The 5,180-nt window shown below is 73.4% G+C and carries 5 protein-coding genes; 3 read left to right on the forward strand and 2 right to left on the reverse strand.

The genetic code is table 11. From position 1 onward, the window contains the following. The coding region (locus AB0M52_RS30190) for a branched-chain amino acid ABC transporter permease (protein ID WP_363960777.1) at nt 1–772 on the forward strand (772 nt) is incomplete at its 5' end. 83 nt (nt 773–855) lie between these two features. Further along, complete coding sequence (locus AB0M52_RS30195; protein ID WP_363960779.1) at nt 856–1,602, forward strand: SDR family oxidoreductase; 747 nt, start codon at nt 856–858, stop codon at nt 1,600–1,602. Nucleotides 1,603–1,655: 53 nt separating this feature from the next. Here the strand turns inward: AB0M52_RS30195 and AB0M52_RS30200 are convergent, their stop codons facing one another. Further along, complete coding sequence (locus AB0M52_RS30200; RefSeq protein ID WP_363960781.1) at nt 1,656–2,450, reverse strand: hypothetical protein; 795 nt, start codon at nt 2,448–2,450, stop codon at nt 1,656–1,658. 52 nt (nt 2,451–2,502) lie between these two features. Beyond that, nucleotides 2,503–3,204, reverse strand: a complete 702-nt coding sequence (locus AB0M52_RS30205; RefSeq protein ID WP_363960783.1) for a phospholipase — start codon at nt 3,202–3,204, stop codon at nt 2,503–2,505. A gap of 94 nt (nt 3,205–3,298) precedes the next feature. On the opposite strand from AB0M52_RS30205, the gene AB0M52_RS30210 reads away from it, so the two are divergent. Further along, a partial coding sequence (locus tag AB0M52_RS30210; protein WP_363960785.1) for a DEAD/DEAH box helicase occupies nt 3,299–5,180 on the forward strand: 1,882 nt, incomplete at its 3' end.

Here is a 5,180-nt window from a genome sequence, read left to right on the forward strand (position 1 = left end):
GGCCGCGCCGCTGGCGATCATCGGCGGGACGATCCTCGCCGGCCTGATCGGCGCGGTGGCGCTGCGTACGGTGGGGATCGCCTTCGCCATGGTGACGCTGGCCTTCGCCCAGGTCGGGGCGATCCTGGTGGCCCGTGACTTCGGCGGGCTCACCGGCGGCGAGGAGGGGCTGCCGCTCGACGTCTCCGGGCTGCCGGCCGGGCTGGTCGGGGTCGCCAACACGGTCAACCTGTACTGGCTGGCGCTGGCGTACCTGGTCGTGGTGGTGTTCGTGGTGCACCGGGTGACCGGCTCGCCGACCGGCCGGGTGCTGGCCGGGCTGCGCGACGACGAGCGGCGCATCGGGGTGCTCGGGCTGGACCCGTACCGCTTCAAGCTGGTCGCCTTCACCCTGGCCGGCGGCCTCGCGGCGGCCGGCGGGGTGGTCTACTGCCTGATCGTCGGCGGCGCCTCGCCGCACATCACCAGCAGCGAACTCACCCTGTCGCTGCTGGTCATGGTGGTGCTCGGCGGACCGGGCACGCGCTGGGGCCCGGTGCTCGGCGGCATCCTCTACATGTACCTGGACCACCGCCTGGTGTCCTTCGGCACCTCCGACGCACTGGACGCGCTGCCGGCCTTCCTCAGCCGCCCGCTGTCCCAGCCGCTGTTCGTCCTCGGCACCATCTTCATCCTGGCCGTCTACTTCTTCCCCGGCGGCGTGGCCAGCCTCGCCCCCCGCCTCGCCCTGCTCCGCAACTCCCTGCGCCTCGGCCCACGCCGGCAGGGTTGATCATGGAGTTGGCGGGGCGGCGCAACGGCGTGTCGCCCCGCTAACCTCATGATCGACGGAGTGCCGGCGACGGGGAGTATGGCGTGGACGAGCGGTTGGCCGTAGTTAGTGGTGGCGGTACCGGCATCGGGGCGGCCGTGGCGCGGGCGCTGGTCGCGGACGGGTGTTCCGTGCTCGTGATCGGCCGGCGGGCGGACGTGCTCGCGGCGGCGGCCGAGCGGATCGGGGCCGAGTGCGGGCGACCGGAGGCGGTCCGTGCCGTGACGGCCGACCTCACCGATCCCGACCAGGTGGGACGGGTCGTCGAAGCGGTCGGCGGGCGGCCGGTCGACGTACTGGTGAACAACGCGGGCGGCTACCTCGGCGGGAAGACCGACACGCTGGCCGGGACCGCCGCACACTGGCGGGCGAATCTGGACGCCAACGTACTCACCGCCGTCCTGCTCACCGAGGCGCTGCGGCCGGCCCTGCGCCGCCCCGGCGGACGGGTGATCCTGGTCAGTTCCATCGCCGCCCAGCGCGGCGGTGCTGGCGCGTACTCGGCCGCGAAGGCGGCGCTGCACGGCTGGGCGTACGACCTCGCGGCCCAGCTCGGGCCGGAGCAGATCACGGTCAATGTGGTCAGCCCGGGCTACGTCACCGAGACCGAGTTCTTCGGCGACCGGATGACCCCCGAGGGCCACGCCCGGCGGGTGGCGGCGACCCTGGTCGGGCGGCCCGGTACGCCAGACGACATCGCGGAGTCGGTGCGCTATCTGGTCAGCCCCGCCGCGGGCTACGTCACCGGTCAGGTCCTCGGCGTGAACGGCGGTTCGGTGCTCGGCCGCTGACCGGGCACACGCCGCGACGGCGGCCCCGGGGGCCGCCGCCCGCACCCGGCGCGTCAGCCGTTGAGCAGGTCGTACGCCGCAGTGGGGGCCGTCTGCGCCGCTTCCTCGGTGAAGGCGACGATCTCCGGGGCGTTGCCGAAGTCGAAGTACTCGACGACGTACTCCGACGCCTTCTGCTTGCCGGCCGCCGGGATCTCCAGGGTGAGCGAGGAGAGGTTGCCGTCCGGATCCACGATCGCGGTGAGCGGGATCTGCCCGGCGGCGTCGCCGAGGGTGGCGATGCCCTCCAGAGCGTCCACCAGCTCCGGCTCGGCGGCGAGGTCGATCAGACCGGTGTACGTCCCACCCTCGCCGGCCTGGACCTCGGTGGCCGCGCGGATGATCGCCTCGGCGTTGCCCGGGTCGGTGCCCTCGTACGTGGGCAGGGAATCCGGGCCCTCGATCTTCGTAGGGTCCAGCTCCATCCACTTGGTCGGCAGCTTCATCAGCTTCTGGATGTCCTGGGCGCCCTTGAAGTTGACCTTCATCCAGGTGCGCGACTCGACCATCCGGAAGGACATCTCCAGGGTGAAGTCCTTGTCCTTGGTGACGGTGTCGATGTCCATGCCGCGGTTCGCCGGGTCGACCACCCCGGAGACGTCGCCCGAGGCGTCGCTGGTGGTGAAGCGGAAGGCCAGATCCTGCTCGGTCGGTACCGCCGCCAACAGCTCCTGCTTCGGGTCCGGCGGTGCAGCCGCCTCCCGGTCGGACTTGTCGTCGCAGCCGGCCACCAGGGTCGCGGCCAGCAGGGCGACCGCTGCGGCCACGAGGCGCCGGGTGGTAGCGGTGGTGCCGGTTCGCTGAGTCATCTCGTCTCTCTCCTGGATCGAACGCGAACCGTACGACCTTAAACGCTGCGGGTCAGGAAGTGGTGAGCCAGGCGGCAGCCTGTTCGCGGATCTCCGCGGGCACCACGTGGCCGTCGGGGAACTCCTGGTAGGTCACGTCGTAACCGAGCGTGCGCAGTCGGGGGACCAGCCGGCGGCTGCACGCGTCGACCGGAAGGACCGGATCCGTAGCGCCGTGCGAGACGAACACCCGGGGGCGGCCGTGGGTGACCAGCGGCGCGGCGAAGCCGGGGGAGAAGGCCACCACCGCGTCCACCAGGTCGCCGTTGGTCAGGCCCAGGGAGAGGGCGTACGAGGCGCCGTCGGAGAAGCCGCCGAAGACCACCCGGTCCACCGGGTGGCTGGCGAAGACCGAAGTGAGCAGCGCGTCGATCCGCCGCACGTCCGGCCCGAGGCCCGCCACGATCAGGTCCCAACTGCTCGCCACCGCCTGCGGCGCGACCAGCAGGAGGCGGTGCGCGTCGGCGACCGGAAGCAGCAGGTCCAGTCCCTGCCGGGCCGAACCGCCCGCCCCGTGCAGCAGCAGCACCAGCCGGTACGGCGGGCCGTCGGCGGGTTCCGGCGCGTAGACCATGGCCAGCAGCCCGCCCTCGGCGTCGGTCGGTGCGGCCAGCCCGGCGGCGCCCCGGGTCGTCGGTGGCGCCGGACGTGCGGACAGTCGACCGTGCTGAGCGTTCTCCTCCGGCGCCAGGTGCGGCTGCGTGGGTTCGGCCACCAGACCACCCTCCTCGTCCTCGGCGACACCTGCGCGACGCTTACCCCGCTCGGCAGCGGTGAACCCGGCGGGCGGACGCTGGTAGAAATGCCGGATGAGCCAGGAACGGACGGCGGTCCGGCAGCGGGCCGAGGCGGTGCTGCGGCGGCTGGCCGGCGAGGACGCCCGGCTCCGCGAGGACCAGTGGCGGGCGATCGAGGCGCTGGTGGTCGACCGGCGACGGGTGCTCTGCGTGCAACGCACCGGGTGGGGCAAGTCGGCGGTCTACTTCGTGGCCACCGCGCTGCTGCGCGATCAGGCCAGCCCCGCCGGGCCCACGGTGATCGTCTCGCCGTTGCTGGCGCTGATGCGCAACCAGGTCGACTCGGCGGCGCGGGCCGGGATCCGGGCCCGGACCATCAACTCGGCCAACCTCGACGAGTGGGACGAGATCACCGCCGAGATCCACGCCGGCGCGGTGGACGTGCTGCTGATCAGCCCGGAACGGCTCAACAACCCGGATTTCCGGGACGGCGTGCTGCCGAAGCTGGCCGCCACCACCGGCCTGCTGGTGGTCGACGAGGCGCACTGCGTGTCGGACTGGGGGCACGATTTCCGGCCGGACTACCGCCGGCTGCGTACCTTCCTCGGCAACCTGCCCGAGCACACTCCGGTGCTGGCGACCACCGCCACCGCCAACGCCCGGGTGACCCAGGACGTGGCCGAGCAACTCGGCACCGAGCTGGCCGCACCGGCCGCGCACCGGCCGGACGTCCTGGTGCTGCGCGGCAGCCTGGACCGGGAGTCGTTGCGGCTGGGCGTACTCGACCTGCCGAGCCCGGCGCACCGGCTCGGCTGGCTCGCCGACCACCTGGACCGGCTCCCCGGCTCGGGCATCGTCTACACGCTGACCGTCGCCTCGGCGACCGAGACCGCCGAATTCCTCCGGTCGCGGGGCTGGGCGGTGGCCGCCTACACCGGCCAGGCCGAGGACGCCGACCGTCGCGCCGCCGAGCAGGACCTGCTCGACAACAAGATCAAGGCGCTGGTCGCCACCAGCGCCCTCGGCATGGGCTTCGACAAGCCGGACCTCGGTTTCGTGGTGCACCTGGGCGCGCCGCCGTCGCCGATCGCCTACTACCAGCAGGTCGGCCGGGCCGGTCGGGCCGTCGAGCACGCCGAGGTGCTGCTGCTGCCCGGCACCGAGGACGCGGCCATCTGGCGGTATTTCGCCTCGCTCGCCTTCCCGCCCGAGGAGCAGGTCCGCGCGGTGCTCGCCGCCCTGCACACCGACCGGCCGCTCTCCACCCAGGCCCTGGAACCGCTGGTCGATCTGCGCCGGGCGCGGCTGGAACTGATGCTCAAGGTGCTCGACGTGGACGGCGCGGTCCGCCGGGTGCGCGGCGGCTGGCTCGCCACCGGCGAGCCCTGGGTCTACGACGCGGTCCGGTTGCGCCGCGTGGCCACCGCCCGCACCGCCGAGCAGCAGGCCATGCTCGGGTACGCGGCGACGACCGGCTGCCGGATGCGGTACCTGCGCGAGTGCCTGGACGACGCGGAGGCGGTCGACTGCGGCCGGTGCGACCGCTGCGCGGAGGCGCTGTTCACGCCCGAGGTGTCACCGGCGGCGCTGACCGCCGCGCAGACCTTCCTCGGCCGCCCCGGTGTGGAGATCGCGCCGAAGAAGCTCTGGCCGACCGGGCTGGAGTCGGTCGGCGTACCGCTGAAGGGGCGAATCGCCCCGGCGGAGCAGGCGCTGCCCGGCCGCGCGGTCGGCCGGCTGTCGGACCTCGGCTGGGGTGGGCGGCTGCGTGACCTGGTCGGGCCGGGCGCGCCGGACGGCACCGTGCCCGACGACGTGGCCGCCGCCGTCATCGAGGTGCTCAAGGCATGGGCGCACGGCGACGACCCGTGGCCGAGCCGGCCGGTCGGGGTGGTCGCGGTCGACTCGCGTACCCACCCGCTGCTGGTCGGCTCGCTGGCCGAGCGGGTCGCCG

It is taken from the genome of Micromonospora sp. NPDC051296 (assembly GCF_040682255.1).
Lineage (GTDB): Bacteria > Actinomycetota > Actinomycetes > Mycobacteriales > Micromonosporaceae > Micromonospora > Micromonospora craterilacus.